This is a genomic window from Pseudomonas sp. W2I6 (genome assembly GCF_030815935.1).
Taxonomy (GTDB): Bacteria; Pseudomonadota; Gammaproteobacteria; order Pseudomonadales; family Pseudomonadaceae; genus Aquipseudomonas.
In genome coordinates, this window is the sequence record NZ_JAUSXJ010000001.1 from 5,940,455 (window position 1) to 5,954,724 (window position 14,270).

The following is a 14,270-nucleotide window of genomic DNA, read 5'->3' on the forward strand; positions in this document are numbered from 1 at the left end:
GTAGAATGCCGCGGACTCCATATCCACGGGCGCAACTTGAATGTCGACCATAGCAGACAACATCGGCCTGGTTTCCGAGCGGATCCGGGCAGCCGCCGAGGCCGCGCAGCGCGACGCAGGCAGCGTGCACCTGCTGGCCGTGAGCAAGACCAAACCCGCACAGGCCGTGCGCGAAGCCTATGCCGCCGGGATGCGTGACTTTGGCGAGAACTATCTGCAGGAAGCCCTGGGCAAACAGGCCGAATTAACCGACCTGCCCTTGAGTTGGCACTTCATCGGCCCCATTCAATCGAACAAGACTCGTGCGATCGCCGAGAACTTCGCCTGGGTGCATTCCGTGGACCGCCTGAAAATCGCACAACGCCTGTCCGAACAACGCCCGGCTGACCTGCCGCCGCTGAATATCTGCATCCAGGTCAACGTCAGTGGCGAAGCCAGCAAGTCCGGCTGTACACCCGCCGACCTGCCCGCCCTGGCCGAAGCCATCAGCGCCCTGCCGCGCCTGAAGCTGCGCGGCCTGATGGCGATTCCCGAGCCGACCGACGACCGTGCAGAGCAAGACGCAGTCTTCGCCACCGTGCGCGACCTGCAAGCGAGCCTCGACCTGGGGCTCGACACACTTTCCATGGGCATGAGCCATGACCTTGAGTCGGCCATCGCCCAAGGGGCCACCTGGGTGCGGATCGGTACCGCCCTGTTTGGTGCCCGCGACTATGGCCAGCCGTGAAATGGCTGACTTCCATCTGAGTAAGGACCTGTCATGAGCAACACGCGTATTGCCTTTATCGGCGCCGGCAACATGGCGGCCAGCCTGATCGGCGGCCTGCGGGCCAAGGGCCTGGAAGCACAACAGATTCGCGCCAGCGACCCGGGCGCCGACACCCGCTCCCGCGTCAGCGCCGAGCACGGCATCGACACCTTCGCCGACAACGCAGAAGCGATTGAAGGCGTGGACGTGGTAGTGCTGGCGGTCAAGCCACAAGCCATGAAAGCCGTGTGCGAAAGCCTGCGCCCAAGCCTCAAGCCCCATCAACTGGTGGTGTCCATCGCCGCCGGCATCACTTGCGCCAGCATGACCCACTGGCTCGGCGCCCAGCCGATTGTGCGTTGCATGCCCAACACCCCGGCGCTGCTGCGCAAGGGCGTGAGCGGCTTGTACGCCACATCCGAAGTCACTGCCCAACAGCGCGACCAGGCACAAGAGCTGCTGTCCGCCGTAGGTCTCGCCGTGTGGCTGGAACAAGAACAGCAACTGGACGCCGTCACCGCCGTCTCCGGCAGTGGCCCGGCGTATTTCTTCCTGCTGATCGAGGCCATGACCGCCGCTGGCGTGAAACTCGGCCTGCCGCAGGAAGTCGCCGAGCAACTGGCCGAGCAGACCGCACTGGGCGCCGCGCAGATGGCCGTGACCAGCGATGTCGACGCGGCCGAGTTGCGCCGTCGCGTGACCTCGCCCGGCGGCACGACCCAGGCGGCAATCGAATCGTTCCAGGCCGGGGGCTTTGAAGCCCTGGTGGAAAAAGCACTGGGTGCCGCAGCACATCGTTCGGCCGAAATGGCCGAGCAGCTGGGCAAATAGTCGTCCCCCACATAGGAATCAAACATGCTCGGAATCAATGACGCTGCCATTTTCATCATCCAGACCCTGGGCAGCCTGTACCTGCTGATCGTGCTGATGCGTTTTATCCTGCAACTGGTGCGGGCGAACTTCTACAACCCGCTGTGCCAGTTCGTGGTAAAGGCCACGCAGCCACTGCTCAAGCCTCTGCGCCGGGTGATCCCGAGCCTGTTCGGCCTGGACATGTCGTCGCTGGTATTGGCGCTGCTGCTGCAGATCCTGCTGTTCGCAGTCATCCTGCTGCTCAATGGCTATCAGGCCACCACGCTGCTGTTGCTGCCGTGGGCCTTGATCGGGATCTTCTCGCTGTTCCTGAAGATCATTTTCTGGTCGATGATCATCAGCGTGATCCTGTCCTGGGTCGCTCCGGGCAGCCGCAGCCCGGGTGCCGAGCTGGTGGCACAGATCACTGAGCCGGTGCTGGCACCGTTCCGTCGCCTGGTACCTAACCTGGGTGGGCTGGATATCTCGCCGATCTTCGCGTTTATCGCGATTCAGCTGCTGCAAAGCTGGGTGATTCCACGTTTGGCGTTCTACGCATTCATGCCCAAAGAACTGTTCGGTCTGATCTGACAACAATGTGGCGAGGGAGCTTGCTCCCGCTGGGCTGCGCAGCAGCCCCAAAACGGCCGACCGCGTTGCATCTGCAAAATCGCGGCAGCCGGACCGGGACCGCTTCGCGCTCCAGCGGGAGCAAGCTCCCTCGCCACAAAAAGCCTTAAAAACACCAGCCGCAGGCCTTTGCTTGCCGCTGGGTGCAGCGGTCTTTAGACTTACGCCTCATTTAAACGAGAGCAGGGTCGATGCCAACTGCCTTCCCCCCCGATTCTGTTGGACTGGTCGTGCCCCAAGTGGCGCACTTCAGCGAACCGCTGGCCCTGGCCTGCGGCCGTTCGCTGCCCGCCTACGACCTGATCTATGAAACCTACGGCCAACTGAACGCCACGGCCAGCAATGCCGTGCTGATCTGCCACGCCCTGTCCGGCCACCACCACGCTGCGGGTTTCCACAGCATGGACGAGCGCAAGCCCGGCTGGTGGGACAGCTGCATCGGCCCCGGCAAGCCCATCGACACCAACAAGTTCTTCGTGGTCAGCCTGAACAACCTCGGCGGCTGCAACGGCTCCACCGGCCCCAGCAGCCTCAACCCGGAAACCGGCAAGCCGTTTGGCGCCGATTTCCCGGTGCTGACCGTGGAAGACTGGGTGCACAGCCAGGCGCGCCTGGCCGACGTTCTGGGCATCGCCCAATGGGCCGCCGTGATCGGCGGCAGCCTGGGCGGCATGCAGGCCCTGCAATGGACCATCACCTACCCGGACCGCGTGCGCCATTGCCTGGCCATCGCCTCGGCCCCCAAGCTGTCGGCGCAGAACATCGCCTTCAACGAAGTGGCGCGCCAGGCGATCCTGACCGACCCTGAGTTCCACGGCGGTTCGTTCCAGGAAGCGGGCGTGATCCCCAAGCGCGGGCTGATGCTCGCGCGCATGGTCGGGCACATCACCTACCTGTCGGATGACTCCATGGGCGAGAAATTCGGCCGTGGCCTCAAGAGCGAAAAGCTCAACTACGACTTCCACAGCGTCGAATTCCAGGTCGAGAGCTACCTGCGTTATCAGGGCGAGGAGTTTTCCGGGCGTTTCGACGCCAACACCTACCTGCTGATGACCAAGGCCCTGGACTACTTCGACCCGGCGGCGAATTTCGACGATGACCTGGCGCGCACCTTCGAGGCGGCCACCGCCAAGTTCTGCGTGATGTCGTTCACCACCGACTGGCGCTTCTCCCCGGCCCGCTCGCGGGAATTGGTGGATGCGCTGATGGCCGCCAAGAAAGACGTCTGCTACCTGGAGATTGACGCACCGCAAGGCCACGACGCCTTCCTGATCCCGATCCCGCGTTACTTGCAGGCCTTTAGCAATTACATGAACCGAATAGCACTGTGAGAACGCCATGAGAGCCGACCTGGAAATCATCCAAGACTGGATCCCCGCCGGCAGCCGCGTGCTCGACTTGGGTTGCGGCGATGGAGAACTGCTGAGCTGGCTGCGCGACAACAAGCAAGTCACCGGCTATGGCCTGGAAAACGACCCGGACAACATCGCCCAGTGCGTGGCCAAGGGCATCAACGTGATCGAGCAGGACCTGGACAAGGGCCTCGGCAACTTTGCCAGCAACAGCTTCGACATCGTGGTCATGACCCAGGCGCTGCAAGCTGTGCACTACCCGGACCGGATCCTCGACGAAATGTTGCGCGTCGGCCGCCAGTGCATTATCACCTTCCCCAATTTCGGCCACTGGCGTTGCCGCTGGTACCTGGCCACCAAGGGCCGCATGCCGGTGTCGGACTTCCTGCCGTACACCTGGTACAACACGCCCAACATCCACTTCTGCACCTTTGAAGACTTCGAAGCGCTGTGTGGCGAGCGCGAAGCCAAAGTCATCAACCGCCTTGCCGTCGATCAACAGCATCGTCACGGCTGGGCGAGTAAGCTATGGCCCAACCTGCTGGGTGAGATCGGGATCTACCGGGTCAGCAGCCCGGGCCTGACGGACCACCAGATTGCCGTCTAACCATTTTCAAGGAGGACGATCATGAGTCGCCTGGCTGTTTTTCTACTCACCGCGTGCCTGAGCGTCAGCGCTATGGCGGCGGATGTTATCGACGGTAATCGCCAGAAAGAATTCGGCGATATCACCGTTCATTACAACACCTTCACCTCCAGCTTCCTGCAGCCGGAAACCGCCCAGAAAGTTGGCGTGGTGCGCAGCAAGGAGAAGGGCTTGATCAACGTGACCGTGATCAAGGGCGTAACCCCGGTGGCCGCGCAAGTGACAGGCACTATCAAGGACCTGGGCGGCAAGAGCGAGATCCTGACGTTCAAGCAAATCGACGAGAAAGGCGGGATTAATTACCTCGCGCCATACTCTGTGACACAGCGGGAATACAAGACGTTTACCATCAATGTTGAAACCGGCGGCAAAGCCCATAGCTTCCAATTCAACCAGGAACTGTTTCCGGCGCAATGATGAACCTCACACAACTCGTACTGGCCAGCCATAACGCCGGCAAGCTCAAAGAACTCCAGGCCATGCTCGGCGACTCGGTGCAACTGCGCTCGATTGGCGAGTTCAGCCAGGTAGAGCCGGAAGAGACCGGCCTGTCGTTTGTCGAGAACGCCATCCTCAAGGCCCGCAACGCCGCGCGTATTTCCGGCCTGCCGGCACTGGCTGACGATTCGGGCCTGGCCGTGGACTTCCTGGGCGGCGCGCCTGGCATCTACTCGGCACGTTACGCCGACGGTAAAGGCGACGCGGCCAACAACGCCAAGCTGCTCGACGCCCTCAAGGACGTGCCCGACGCGATGCGCGGCGCACAGTTCGTCTGCGTGCTGGCCCTGGTGCGTCACGCTGATGATCCATTACCGATCCTCTGTGAAGGCCTGTGGCACGGGCGCATCCTGCACGCGGCCAGCGGCGAGCACGGTTTCGGTTATGACCCGTTGTTCTGGGTGCCGGAGCGCAATGTCTCCAGCGCCGAATTGAGCCCGGCCGACAAGAACCAGATCAGCCACCGCGCCCGCGCAATGGATTTGCTGCGCCAGCGCCTGGGCCTGAAATGACCCAGAACACCTCCGCGCAGCCACTGATTCTCGGTGGCGCGCAAACACCTCGGGCGGCCCTGCCTCACCTGCCGCCCCTGGCGCTGTATATCCACATCCCGTGGTGCGTGCGCAAATGCCCCTATTGCGACTTCAACTCCCACACCGCCAGCAAGGTGCTGCCGGAGGAAGAGTACGTCGACGCGTTGCTGGCCGACCTCGATCAGGACCTGCACGCGGTGTACGGCCGTGAGCTGAGTTCGATCTTTTTCGGCGGCGGCACCCCAAGCCTGTTCAGCGCCGTTGCCCTGGGCCGGTTGCTCAAGGGCGTGGAAGCGCGCATCCCGTTTGCCGGCGATATCGAGATCACCCTGGAAGCCAACCCCGGTACCTTCGAGCAAGAGAAGTTCGTGGCGTACCGCAAGCTGGGGATCAATCGGCTGTCGATTGGCATCCAGAGTTTCCAGCAGGAAAAACTCGAAGCCCTGGGCCGCATCCACAACGGTGACGAAGCCGTGCGTGCCGCCGGCATGGCGCGCCAGGCCGGGTTCGACAACTTCAACCTGGACTTGATGCACGGTTTGCCCGATCAGTCCCTGGAGGACGCCCTGGGCGACCTGCGCCAGGCCATTGCCCTCAAGCCCACGCATCTGTCCTGGTATCAACTGACCCTGGAACCCAACACCGTGTTCTGGAACCAGCCGCCCGTGCTGCCGGAAGACGACACCCTGTGGGACATTCAGGAAGCCGGCCAGGCGTTGCTCGCCGAACACGGTTACGCCCAGTACGAAGTCTCGGCCTACGCCCAACCGGGCCGGCCGGCGCGGCATAACCTGAACTACTGGAGCTTTGGCGATTTTATCGGCATCGGTGCCGGGCGCCCACGGCAAGCTCAGCCATCCGGATGGGCGCATCGTGCGCACCTGGAAAACCCGGGCACCGAAGGACTACCTCAACCCGGCGAAAAACTACCAGGCCGGCGCGAAAGAACTGACCAACGAAGAGTTACCGTTCGAGTTCCTGATGAACGCCCTGCGCCTCACCGACGGCGTCGAAGCCAGGCTTTACGCCGAGCGTACCGGCCTCGAACTGGCCAGCCTCGATGAAGCTCGCCGCGAGGCAGAACAAAGTGGCCTGATGCAGGTCGAACCGTCACGCTTGGCGGCCACCGACCGCGGGCAACTCTTTCTCAATGACCTGCTGCAGAAGTTTTTGAGCTGATTGCTCTTAAGGAAATCAAATGGATCTGGTACTCGACCTGCTCGCCACCGTATCCCGCTGGAGCCGTAGCAACCTGTCGGAAATCTCCCTGGCGTTGGTAGGCTGCCTGCTGGTGCTGTTTGGCGCCGACATCAAGGGCTGGGTCGAAGCACGGCTGGGCAGCATCGCAGGTGCGCTGCGCGTGCCGCTGATGGCGCTGGTGTGCATGATCGGCAGCGGCGCTGCGCTGATCTATGCCACGCCGTGGATTGTTCGCGGGTTGAGCCAGTTCAACAACTACAGCCTGGCGCCGGTGTTGTTGGTGGTGCTGGTGCTGATCGGGGTGGTGGCGGATCGCCGCTGACCTTAAGCGCGGCACAAAACAAATGTGGGAGCGGGCTTGCTCGCGAATGCGGTGTGTCAGTCAGCGTAAATGTCGACTGATCTACCGCATTCGCGAGCAAGCCCGCTCCCACATTTTTTACTGCATTTCAAGCCTGGGACTTATCAGTCCACTTTCTCGAACTTCAAATCCCAAACCCCATGCCCGAGTCGCTCGCCGCGACGTTCGAACTTGGTGATCGGCCGCTCGGCCGGGCGCGGGACGCATTTGCCGTCTTCCGCCAGGTTGCGGTAGCCAGGGGCGACGTTCATTACTTCCAGCATGTACTCGGCATACGGTTCCCAGTCGGTGGCCATGTGCAGGATGCCGCCCACTTTCAGCTTGCTGCGCACCAGTTCCGCGAAGGAAGCCTGGACGATGCGGCGCTTGTGGTGGCGGCTCTTGTGCCAAGGGTCCGGGAAGAACAGCATCAGCCGGTCGAGGCTGTTGTCGGCGATGCAGCGGTTGAGCACTTCGATCGCGTCGCAGTCGTAGACCCGCAGGTTGGTCAGGCCCTGAGTCAGCACGCCGTTCAGCAGCGCGCCAACACCCGGACGGTGTACTTCAACCCCGATAAAATCCTGCTCCGGCGAAGCCGCGGCCATTTCCAGCAGGGAATGGCCCATGCCGAAGCCAATCTCCAGGGAGCGTGGTGCCGAGCGGCCAAACACCTGGTCGTAATCCACCGGCGCGTCTGCCAGCGGCAGGACGAACAGCGGCGTGCCCTGCTCCAGGCCCTTTTGCTGGCCCTCGGTCATGCGACCGGCGCGCATCACAAAACTCTTGATGCGGCGGTGCTTGGACTCGTCGCCTTCTTCCAGGGTGTTCGGCGTTTCGTTTGATTCAGTCATCAATGGCTCTTACTTGATCAGACCATCCAGCGGCGAGGAGGCGCTGGCGTAAAGTTTTTTCGGCATGCGCCCGGCGAGGTACGCCAGGCGGCCGGCGACGATTGCGTGTTGCATGGCTTCGGCCATCATGATCGGCTGCTGGGCATGGGCGATGGCCGAGTTCATCAGCACCGCATCGCAACCCAGTTCCATGGCGATGGTGGCGTCGGAGGCAGTGCCCACGCCCGCATCCACCAGCACCGGGATCCTGGCTTCCTCGAGGATGATCTGCAGGTTGTACGGATTGCAGATGCCCAGGCCGGAACCGATCAGGCCGGCCAGCGGCATCACCGCGATGCAGCCGATTTCCGCCAATTGACGGGCAATGATCGGGTCATCACTGGTGTAGACCATCACGTCGAAGCCTTCCTTGACCAGGGTTTCGGCGGCCTTGAGGGTTTCGATCACGTTGGGGAACAGGGTTTTCTGGTCGGCCAGCACTTCCAGCTTCACCAGGTTGTGGCCGTCGAGCAGCTCACGGGCCAGGCGGCAGGTGCGCACGGCTTCGATGGCGTCGTAGCAACCGGCGGTGTTCGGCAGGAAGGTGTAGCGATCCGGCGACAGCACTTCGAGCAGGTTCGGCTCGCCCTCGATCTGGCCGAGGTTGGTGCGGCGTACGGCGAAGGTAACGATCTCGGCGCCCGAGGCTTCGATGGCCAGGCGGGTTTCTTCCATGTCGCGGTACTTGCCGGTGCCGACCAGCAGACGCGACTGGAAGGTACGACCGGCCAGGACGAAAGGCTTGTCGCTACGAACGATGCTCATGGGAAATCCTCGAGTTGGGGTGAGGTTCTGCAGAATGCGGGTTGGCGCCCTGGAGCGCCGGACGGCTAGCCGCCGCCGATGGCGTGGACCACTTCGACCTGGTCACCCTCGGTGAGCGCGGTCTCGACGTGCTGGCTACGCGGGACGATATCCTGGTTGAGCTCCACTGCGACGCGGCGTCCGGTCAAGTCCAGACGGGTCAGCAGGGCCGCAACGGTTTCACCGTCGGGCAGTTCAAAGGGTTCGCCGTTCAACTGAATGCGCATGCCACGGGCCGCCATCGTTTTTAGGGGCCAGCATTCTAGCGTGATTGACGTTGCTGGCCCAAGCCCCTTGGTCAGGCAGCCTGTAGACGCCACGCCGCCAAACCGAGGAAGAACCAGCCCAGCAGGAACGCCAGGCCACCAAACGGGGTGATGATGCCGAGCTTGCTGATGCCGGTCATGGTCAGCACATACAGGCTGCCGGAGAACAGCAGGATGCCCACGGCAAAGGACACCCCCGCCCACGTCACCAGCCTGCCCGGGATGTGCGCCGCCAGCAGTGCCACGCCGAACAGCGCCAGGGTGTGCACCAACTGGTAGGTCACGCCGGTGTGGAAAATCGCCAGGTACTCGGCGCTCAGGCGGTTTTTCAGGCCGTGGGCGGCAAACGCACCCAGGGCGACGCCGGTGAAACCGAAAAAGGCAGCCAGCATCAGAAAGCCACGCAACATGAGGAACTCCAGTCAGACTCAGGGGGCAGGGTCTGTATAATGGCCCGCTCAACGGGTTCGGCCAAGCCATCTCTATGCTGCGTCTCCTCTTCAAGCGTTTTCTCAAAGCCCTCAAGTGGTTTGCCATCGGCAGCGTGCTGCTGGTGCTGCTGTTCCGTTTCGTGCCACCACCGGGCACTGCGCTGATGGTTGAGCGCAAGGTCGAGTCCTGGGTCGACGGCGAGCCGATTGACGTACAGCGCACGTGGGTGCCGTGGGATCAGATCTCCGACGAACTGAAAGTGGCGGTGATGGCCGGCGAAGACCAGCGCTTCCCGCAACATTGGGGTTTTGATTTCGGCGCGATCCAGGCGGCATTGCAGCATAACGAGCGCGGCGGTTCGATTCGTGGCGCCAGCACCTTGAGCCAGCAGGTGTCGAAGAATCTGTTCCTGTGGACCGGCCGCAGCTATTTCCGCAAGGGGCTGGAAGCCTGGTTTACCGGGCTGATCGAAATTCTCTGGCCCAAGCAGCGAATTCTTGAGGTGTACCTCAACAGCGTGGAATGGGATGAAGGCGTGTTCGGCGCCGAAGCGGCGGCGCGGCATCACTTTGGCGTGAGCGCCAAGGCGCTGACCCGCCAGCAGGCCAGCTACCTGGCGGCGGTGTTGCCTAATCCGCGGGTGTGGAGTGCCAGCCATCCAACGTCGTATGTCGCGCGACGGGCGGCGTGGATTCGGCAGCAGATGAGTCAGTTGGGTGGCGACAGCTATTTGAATGAGCTGAACAACTCGCGCAAGGCGCCTTGGGCTGACTGACCCACCACAAAACAAAAGTGGGAGCGGGCTTGCTCGCGAAAGCGGTGTGCCAGTCAATACCTTAGGTGACTGATCCACCGCTTTCGCGAGCAAGCCCGCTCCCACATTTCGATCGCGCTGTCCTAGCTACCTGTGTCAGGCGGCGATCGACAGTTTCAGCTTGTTCATCGCACTCTTCTCGAGCTGACGAATCCGCTCGGCCGACACGTTGTACTTCTGCGCCAGGTCGTGCAGCGTGGCTTTTTCTTCTGCCAACCAGCGCTGGTAGAGAATGTCACGGCTGCGGTCGTCCAGCACTTCCAGCGCTTCGTGCAGGTTGTGATTGGAGTTGTCGCTCCAGTCGGCATCTTCCAGCTGACGCGCCGGGTCGTACCGGTGGTCTTCCAGGTAGTTGGCCGGCGATTGGAAGGCACTGTCGTCGTCCGCTTCGGCGGCCGGGTCGAAGGCCATGTCATGGCCGGTCAGGCGACTTTCCATCTCGCGCACTTCACGTGGCTCTACGCCGAGGCTTTCGGCCACGCGATGCACTTCTTCGTTGTTCAGCCACGCCAGGCGTTTCTTCTGGCTGCGCAGGTTGAAGAACAGTTTGCGCTGGGCCTTGGTGGTCGCGACTTTCACGATGCGCCAGTTGCGCAGGATGAATTCGTGAATTTCCGCCTTGATCCAGTGCACAGCAAACGACACCAGGCGCACACCCATTTCCGGGTTGAAGCGCTTCACAGCTTTCATCAGGCCAACGTTGCCTTCCTGAATCAGGTCAGCCTGGGCCAGGCCGTAGCCGCTATAGCTACGGGCGATATGTACGACAAAACGCAGGTGGGCGAGCACCATCTGCCGAGCCGCCCCCAAATCCTGCTCATAGTAGAGACTCTCGGCCAGTTCACGCTCCTGCTCGGGCGTCAGCAATGGAATGCTGTTGACCGTGTGCACATAGGCCTCCAGGTTCGCACCCGGGACCAGAGCATAAGCAGGTTGCAAAGAAGTGGTCATACGAAAAAACCTCCGACTCACATAACTCGTGCAGTTCAGCACTGCGAAAATTGACCGGGAACCGTAGGACAAGTTCCCTAAACCACTGATACGGTCAATACAAACGAAACCACATTACCCTGACATTAACTACTTCGGTGCCAGCTCACGTAAATGCCGTGCGACCGCAATCCAAGCACCGATATACCCCAAGAGCACTGCCCCAAGCAACAATGACAGACCATCGGCTGCCGGCACGCCGGCCAGGGCAAAATCGCTGCCGTACAAACCGGCAAGCCCCACCACCGCGTCGTTCAGCCAGTTCAGGCCAAAAGCCAGTACGCCCCAGGACAAAATTCCCGCACCGAAGCCATAAAGCGCGCCCATGTACAGAAAAGGCCGACGCACATAGCTGTCCGTGCCGCCGACGAGTTTAATCACTTCTATCTCGGTGCGGCGGTTTTCAATATGAAGACGAATGGTATTGCCTATCACCAAAAGTAATGCAGACACCAGCAACACCGTCAGGCCGAACACAAACCGGTCGCCCAGCTTGAGAATCGCGGCCAACCGCTCTACCCAGACTAGATCAAGTTGTGCCTGTTGGACCTTCGGCAGCTCTGCGAGTTTTTGTCGCAGGGCTTCCAGGGTGGTCTTGTCGACCTCGTTCGGGGTGACCAGCACCACGCCCGGCAGCGGATTTTGCGGCAACTCCTTGAGCGCCTCGCCCAGGCCGGACTGTTGCTGGAACTCTTCCAGGGCTTGATCGCGGCTGATGTACTCAGCCTCGGCCACACCCGGAATGCCCTTGATCTGGTCGCGCAGGGACTCACCGTCCTGGGCGCTGGCATCCAGGTTCAGGTACAGGGAAATCTGCGCCGCCCGCTGCCACGAACCGCCAAGGCGCTCGACATTGTTTAGCAGCAATGACAAGCCCATGGGCAGGCTCAAGGCCACGGCCATGACCAGGCAGGTAAAAAAGCTGCCGATCGGCTGCTTGCCGAGGCGGCGCAGGCTGTCTACCAGGCTGGCACGGTGGCTTTCGATCCAGGCATGCACCAGGGTGCCGAAATCCGGGCCATCGTCTTCGTCGCGTTTTTTCTTCTGTGGCTGCGGGTCGGCCGCCTTTGGCGCGACGCGCTCGGAAACCTTCGGGCTGCGTGTTGCACTCATACCCCAGCCTCCCCGTCACCGATCAGGCGGCCGCGTTGCAGGGTCAGCATGCGGTGGCGCATGCGGGCGATCAGCGCCAGGTCGTGACTGGCGATCAGCACGCTGGTGCCCAGGCGGTTGATGTCTTCGAACACGCCCATGATTTCTGCGGCCAGGCGCGGGTCGAGGTTACCGGTGGGTTCGTCCGCCAGCAGCAAGGCCGGGCGATGGACGATGGCGCGGGCGATGCCGACGCGCTGTTGCTGGCCGGTGGACAGGTCGCCTGGGTACAGGTCGGTCTTGTCCGACAGCGCCACGCGCTCCAGGGCCGAATCCACGCGCTTGACGATTTCGGCCTTGGACAGACCGAGAATCTGCAACGGCAAGGCGATGTTGTTGAACACCGTGCGGTCGAACAGCAACTGGTGATTCTGGAACACCACGCCGATCTGGCGACGCAGGAATGGAATCTGTGCGTTGCTGATGGTTGCCAGGTCCTGGCCCGCCAGCAGCAGTTTGCCGGTGGTTGGGCGCTCCATGGCCAGCAGCAGGCGCAACAAGGTACTTTTACCGGCACCCGAATGGCCGGTCACAAACAAGAATTCGCCGCGACGCACCCGGAAACTCAGCTCATGCAAGCCGACATGCCCGTTGGCGTAGCGTTTACCGACCTGTTCGAAACGAATCATGAACGCTCCCGCTCGGCAAACAGTGCCTGTACAAAGGGTTCGGCTTCAAAAGTGCGCAGGTCGTCGATGCCTTCACCGACGCCGATGTAACGAATCGGCAACCCGAACTGCTTGGCCAGGGCGAAGATCACACCGCCCTTGGCCGTGCCGTCGAGCTTAGTCAATGCCAGGCCGGTCAGCTGGACCGTCTGGTGGAATTGTTTGGCCTGGCTGATGGCGTTCTGGCCGGTACCGGCGTCCAGCACCAGCAACACCTCGTGGGGCGCGTCGGCATCGAGCTTGCCGATGACGCGGCGAACTTTCTTCAGCTCTTCCATCAGGTTGTCTTTGGTGTGCAAGCGACCGGCGGTATCGGCGATCAGCACATCAATGTTGCGCGCTTTGGCGGCCTGCACCGCATCGAAGATCACCGAAGCCGAATCGGCGCCGGTGTGCTGGGCGATGACCGGGATCTTGTTGCGCTCGCCCCAGACCTGCAATTGCTCCACGGCGGCGGCACGGAAGGTGTCACCGGCGGCGAGCATGACTTTCTTGCCTTCCAGTTGCAGCTTCTTCGCCAGCTTGCCGATGGTGGTGGTCTTGCCGGCGCCGTTGACGCCAACCACCAGGATCACAAACGGCTTTTTCTGCGTATCGATGATCAGCGGCGCTTCCACCGGCTTGAGCATGTTGGCCAGCTCGGCCTGCAGCGACTTGTAGAGCGCATCGGCGTCGGTCAGCTGCTTGCGCGCGACCTTCTGGGTCAGGCTCTGGATGATCACGGCGGTGGCTTCGACGCCCACGTCGGCGGTCAGCAGGCGGGTTTCGATGTCCTCCAGCAGCTCGTCATCGATGGTCTTTTTGCCGAGGAACAGGCTGGCCATGCCTTCGCCGATGCTGGCGCTGGTCTTGCTCAGGCCTTGCTTGAGGCGGGCGAAGAAACCGGTCTTGCCGGGTTCGGCAGGAACAGCAGGCTCTTCGATGACTGCTGGCGCGGCGACCGCGACCGGAACAGGTTCGGCGACCACCGGTGCAGGCACCTCAACCACTGGCGGCGCTTGGACCACAACGGGCGCAGGCTCCACGAGGGCCGGAATCGGCGGCGCCACATGCTCGGCCAGCTCGTCTTCAACCAGTGCTACAGGCTCTTCTGCCACCGGCAACACCAGCCATGGCTTGTGCTCTGGCTCTGGCTCTGGCTCTGGCTCTGGCGCAGGTTCTGGCTCAACCACCGGCTGCAACACCGGCTCGGCCATCGGCAACACCACCGGGGCCGGTGTTTCGGCAACCGGTTCGGCTTCTACTATGGATTCGGGGATCGGTTCAGCTTGAACCTGCGGCTGTTCGACGACGGTTTCCTGCGGCTTTTTGCGCAGCCATCCGAACAGGCCTTTTTTCTCGCCAGCCGCAGCTGGGGTCTTCTTGTCGTCGTTGGAACCAAACATGGAGACGGCTATCTCAAGGTAGCGACGCGCCAGGGGGCGTGCCGGTAAATAAAATTCGATGCGTAACAGA

17 protein-coding genes and 1 pseudogene are annotated in these 14,270 nt (G+C 62.0%); 10 read left to right on the forward strand and 8 right to left on the reverse strand.

Annotated elements, in window-relative coordinates:
* Window positions 1-40: 40 nt before the first annotated feature.
* The 9 genes and pseudogenes from QF039_RS27500 (at window position 41) to QF039_RS27540 (ending at window position 6,781) form a co-directional block, all read left to right on the forward strand.
* Window positions 41-727: a YggS family pyridoxal phosphate-dependent enzyme gene (locus QF039_RS27500; protein WP_307521685.1), complete on the forward strand. Its 687-nt coding sequence runs from the start codon at window positions 41-43 to the stop codon at window positions 725-727.
* A 33-nt stretch (window positions 728-760) separates the two neighbouring features.
* Complete coding sequence (gene proC / locus QF039_RS27505) at window positions 761-1,579, forward strand: pyrroline-5-carboxylate reductase (RefSeq protein ID WP_008434156.1); 819 nt, start codon at window positions 761-763, stop codon at window positions 1,577-1,579.
* 24 nt (window positions 1,580-1,603) lie between these two features.
* Window positions 1,604-2,191, forward strand: a complete 588-nt coding sequence (locus QF039_RS27510; protein ID WP_003213764.1) for a YggT family protein — start codon at window positions 1,604-1,606, stop codon at window positions 2,189-2,191.
* A 230-nt stretch (window positions 2,192-2,421) separates the two neighbouring features.
* Entirely contained in the window at window positions 2,422-3,561 is a 1,140-nt protein-coding gene (locus tag QF039_RS27515; protein ID WP_008434158.1) for a homoserine O-acetyltransferase, read from the forward strand.
* Window positions 3,562-3,568: 7 nt separating this feature from the next.
* Window positions 3,569-4,189 (forward strand): methionine biosynthesis protein MetW, encoded by a 621-nt coding sequence (gene metW, locus QF039_RS27520; RefSeq protein ID WP_003213768.1) that lies wholly within the window; start codon window positions 3,569-3,571, stop codon window positions 4,187-4,189.
* Window positions 4,190-4,210: 21 nt separating this feature from the next.
* Window positions 4,211-4,645, forward strand: coding sequence for a DUF4426 domain-containing protein (locus QF039_RS27525; protein WP_177020246.1), 435 nt, complete (start codon window positions 4,211-4,213; stop codon window positions 4,643-4,645).
* Window positions 4,642-5,238 carry an RdgB/HAM1 family non-canonical purine NTP pyrophosphatase gene (gene rdgB / locus QF039_RS27530; RefSeq protein WP_008434161.1) on the forward strand — a complete coding sequence of 199 codons (597 nt, stop codon included), beginning with the start codon at window positions 4,642-4,644 and terminating at the stop codon, window positions 5,236-5,238. The genes QF039_RS27525 and rdgB overlap by 4 nt, the downstream gene beginning before the upstream one ends.
* Window positions 5,235-6,438, forward strand: a pseudogene (hemW, locus tag QF039_RS27535) (radical SAM family heme chaperone HemW). The gene rdgB and the pseudogene hemW overlap by 4 nt, the downstream one beginning before the upstream one ends.
* Before the next feature lie 19 nt (window positions 6,439-6,457).
* Window positions 6,458-6,781, forward strand: coding sequence for a DUF3392 domain-containing protein (locus QF039_RS27540; protein WP_003213776.1), 324 nt, complete (start codon window positions 6,458-6,460; stop codon window positions 6,779-6,781).
* A gap of 143 nt (window positions 6,782-6,924) precedes the next feature.
* Here the strand turns inward: QF039_RS27540 and trmB are convergent, their stop codons facing one another.
* From trmB to QF039_RS27560, 4 genes are all read right to left on the reverse strand, one after another.
* Window positions 6,925-7,650 (reverse strand): tRNA (guanosine(46)-N7)-methyltransferase TrmB, encoded by a 726-nt coding sequence (gene trmB / locus QF039_RS27545; protein WP_003213778.1) that lies wholly within the window; start codon window positions 7,648-7,650, stop codon window positions 6,925-6,927.
* Between the two features lie 9 nt (window positions 7,651-7,659).
* Window positions 7,660-8,454 (reverse strand): thiazole synthase, encoded by a 795-nt coding sequence (locus QF039_RS27550; protein ID WP_003213779.1) that lies wholly within the window; start codon window positions 8,452-8,454, stop codon window positions 7,660-7,662.
* A gap of 65 nt (window positions 8,455-8,519) precedes the next feature.
* Window positions 8,520-8,720 carry a sulfur carrier protein ThiS gene (thiS, locus tag QF039_RS27555; RefSeq protein WP_008434168.1) on the reverse strand — a complete coding sequence of 67 codons (201 nt, stop codon included), beginning with the start codon at window positions 8,718-8,720 and terminating at the stop codon, window positions 8,520-8,522.
* 71 nt (window positions 8,721-8,791) lie between these two features.
* Window positions 8,792-9,169: a DUF423 domain-containing protein gene (locus QF039_RS27560; protein WP_003213781.1), complete on the reverse strand. Its 378-nt coding sequence runs from the start codon at window positions 9,167-9,169 to the stop codon at window positions 8,792-8,794.
* A 74-nt stretch (window positions 9,170-9,243) separates the two neighbouring features.
* Here QF039_RS27560 and mtgA point away from each other — a divergent pair, with 74 nt between their 5' ends.
* Window positions 9,244-9,966 carry a monofunctional biosynthetic peptidoglycan transglycosylase gene (gene mtgA, locus QF039_RS27565; RefSeq protein ID WP_087693250.1) on the forward strand — a complete coding sequence of 241 codons (723 nt, stop codon included), beginning with the start codon at window positions 9,244-9,246 and terminating at the stop codon, window positions 9,964-9,966.
* Window positions 9,967-10,101: 135 nt separating this feature from the next.
* Here the strand turns inward: mtgA and rpoH are convergent, their stop codons facing one another.
* From rpoH to ftsY, 4 genes are all read right to left on the reverse strand, one after another.
* A complete protein-coding gene (gene rpoH / locus QF039_RS27570; RefSeq protein WP_003176698.1) occupies window positions 10,102-10,956 on the reverse strand; it encodes an RNA polymerase sigma factor RpoH in 855 nt (284 codons plus the stop codon).
* Between the two features lie 129 nt (window positions 10,957-11,085).
* Window positions 11,086-12,108 carry a permease-like cell division protein FtsX gene (gene ftsX / locus QF039_RS27575; RefSeq protein WP_003213783.1) on the reverse strand — a complete coding sequence of 341 codons (1,023 nt, stop codon included), beginning with the start codon at window positions 12,106-12,108 and terminating at the stop codon, window positions 11,086-11,088.
* A complete protein-coding gene (gene ftsE, locus QF039_RS27580) occupies window positions 12,105-12,776 on the reverse strand; it encodes a cell division ATP-binding protein FtsE (protein WP_003213784.1) in 672 nt (223 codons plus the stop codon). Before ftsE ends, ftsX begins: the two co-directional genes overlap by 4 nt.
* A complete protein-coding gene (ftsY, locus tag QF039_RS27585) occupies window positions 12,773-14,200 on the reverse strand; it encodes a signal recognition particle-docking protein FtsY (protein ID WP_307521697.1) in 1,428 nt (475 codons plus the stop codon). The genes ftsE and ftsY overlap by 4 nt, the downstream gene beginning before the upstream one ends.
* Window positions 14,201-14,270: the final 70 nt, after the last annotated feature.

Coding starts and splice junctions, on each gene's coding strand:
- QF039_RS27500 (WP_307521685.1), top strand. CDS start 41: ATGTCGACCATAGCAGACAACATCGGCCTGGTTTCCGAGCGGATCCGG.
- proC (WP_008434156.1), top strand. CDS start 761: ATGAGCAACACGCGTATTGCCTTTATCGGCGCCGGCAACATGGCGGCC.
- QF039_RS27510 (WP_003213764.1), top strand. CDS start 1,604: ATGCTCGGAATCAATGACGCTGCCATTTTCATCATCCAGACCCTGGGC.
- QF039_RS27515 (WP_008434158.1), top strand. CDS start 2,422: ATGCCAACTGCCTTCCCCCCCGATTCTGTTGGACTGGTCGTGCCCCAA.
- metW (WP_003213768.1), top strand. CDS start 3,569: ATGAGAGCCGACCTGGAAATCATCCAAGACTGGATCCCCGCCGGCAGC.
- QF039_RS27525 (WP_177020246.1), top strand. CDS start 4,211: ATGAGTCGCCTGGCTGTTTTTCTACTCACCGCGTGCCTGAGCGTCAGC.
- rdgB (WP_008434161.1), top strand. CDS start 4,642: ATGATGAACCTCACACAACTCGTACTGGCCAGCCATAACGCCGGCAAG.
- QF039_RS27540 (WP_003213776.1), top strand. CDS start 6,458: ATGGATCTGGTACTCGACCTGCTCGCCACCGTATCCCGCTGGAGCCGT.
- trmB (WP_003213778.1), bottom strand. CDS start 7,650: ATGACTGAATCAAACGAAACGCCGAACACCCTGGAAGAAGGCGACGAG.
- QF039_RS27550 (WP_003213779.1), bottom strand. CDS start 8,454: ATGAGCATCGTTCGTAGCGACAAGCCTTTCGTCCTGGCCGGTCGTACC.
- thiS (WP_008434168.1), bottom strand. CDS start 8,720: ATGCGCATTCAGTTGAACGGCGAACCCTTTGAACTGCCCGACGGTGAA.
- QF039_RS27560 (WP_003213781.1), bottom strand. CDS start 9,169: ATGTTGCGTGGCTTTCTGATGCTGGCTGCCTTTTTCGGTTTCACCGGC.
- mtgA (WP_087693250.1), top strand. CDS start 9,244: ATGCTGCGTCTCCTCTTCAAGCGTTTTCTCAAAGCCCTCAAGTGGTTT.
- rpoH (WP_003176698.1), bottom strand. CDS start 10,956: ATGACCACTTCTTTGCAACCTGCTTATGCTCTGGTCCCGGGTGCGAAC.
- ftsX (WP_003213783.1), bottom strand. CDS start 12,108: ATGAGTGCAACACGCAGCCCGAAGGTTTCCGAGCGCGTCGCGCCAAAG.
- ftsE (WP_003213784.1), bottom strand. CDS start 12,776: ATGATTCGTTTCGAACAGGTCGGTAAACGCTACGCCAACGGGCATGTC.
- ftsY (WP_307521697.1), bottom strand. CDS start 14,200: ATGTTTGGTTCCAACGACGACAAGAAGACCCCAGCTGCGGCTGGCGAG.